Raw genomic sequence first — 1,352 nt, forward strand, 5'->3', positions numbered from 1 at the left:
TGCAGAAGAATGTAGTCAGGGCCGCCCGCCTTGGAGTCAGTTCCTGACATGTTGAATCCGCCGAATGGCTGGTATCCAACAATCGCGCCTGTACAGCCGCGGTTGAAGTATAAGTTTCCAACATGGAAGTCTTCGCGCGCTTTTTGGATGTGCTCACGGTTCTGTGTGATCACAGCACCTGTTAAGCCGTACTCGGTGTTGTTGGCGATTTCAAGCGCATGATCGAAATCTTTTGCCTTTGTGAAGCCAACGACAGGTCCAAAGATCTCTTCCTGCATTAAGCGTGCATCCGGGGCAAGGTCTGCGAATACTGTCGGCTTGATGAAGAAGCCTTTCGAGCTGTCTCCTTCTCCGCCAGTCATCAGCTTGCCTTCTTCTTTGCCGATTTCGATGTAGCTCATGATCTTGTCAAATGCGCCCTGGTCAATCACTGGACCCATGTAATTGCTCTGGTCTTCAGGATTGCCCTGCGTTAATTCGTTAGTCAGTTCCACCACACGGTTAAGAACCTGATCGTATACATCTTCTACTACAACCGCACGTGAACATGCAGAGCACTTCTGGCCGGAGAATCCGAAAGCAGAGGCAACGATTGAAGTAGCTGCCAATTCAAGGTCTGCTTCTTTGTCCACAACGATTGTGTCCTTACCGCCCATTTCAGCGATCACACGCTTTAGCCAGATTTGGCTTTCGTTTAGCTTGGAAGCACGTTCGTTGATGCGAAGACCAACGTCGCGTGAACCCGTGAAGGAGATGAAGCGAGTGTCTTTATGGTCAACCAAATAGTCGCCCACTTCTGCACCGCTGCCCGGCACGAAGTTCAGCACGCCCTTCGGAAGGCCTGCCTCTTCCATCACTTCAACAAATTTCGCAGCCACAACCGGTGTTGTAGAAGCTGGTTTTAATAGGACTGTATTTCCTGCCACGATCGCGGCAACAGTAGTGCCGGCCATGATTGCAAGCGGGAAGTTCCAAGGAGAGATGATGATGCCCACTCCCAATGGAATGTAGTCATAACGGTTATATTCGTTCGGACGGCTGTTGACTGGAACACCGTCTTTGATTTTTAAGATTTGGCGTGCATAGTACTCAAGGAAGTCAATGGCTTCCGCAGTATCAGCATCTGCCTCGTTCCAAGGCTTCCCTGCTTCCTTTGTTAAAAGGGCAGAAAACTCATGCTTGCGGCGGCGGATGATCGCAGCGGCTTTGAATAAAACATCTGCGCGTGTTTCCGGCTTCACTTTTCTCCATGTTTTGAATGCTTCAACAGCAGCCTGCATTGCTTTTTCCGCAAGCTCGCGGTTTGCCTTTGAAACACGGCCAACTACTTCTTCTTTATTAGAAGGATTGAT

General features: G+C 49.8%; 1 protein-coding gene. It reads right to left on the minus strand.

Translation table 11 applies throughout. From position 1 onward, the window contains the following. On the minus strand, window positions 1-1,352 hold a 1,352-nt coding region (gene pruA / locus NR125_RS29155), incomplete at both ends, for an L-glutamate gamma-semialdehyde dehydrogenase (protein ID WP_256816849.1).

It is taken from the genome of Cytobacillus sp. Bac17, from assembly GCF_024519925.1.
Lineage (GTDB): Bacteria > Bacillota > Bacilli > Bacillales > Cytobacillaceae > Cytobacillus > Cytobacillus pseudoceanisediminis.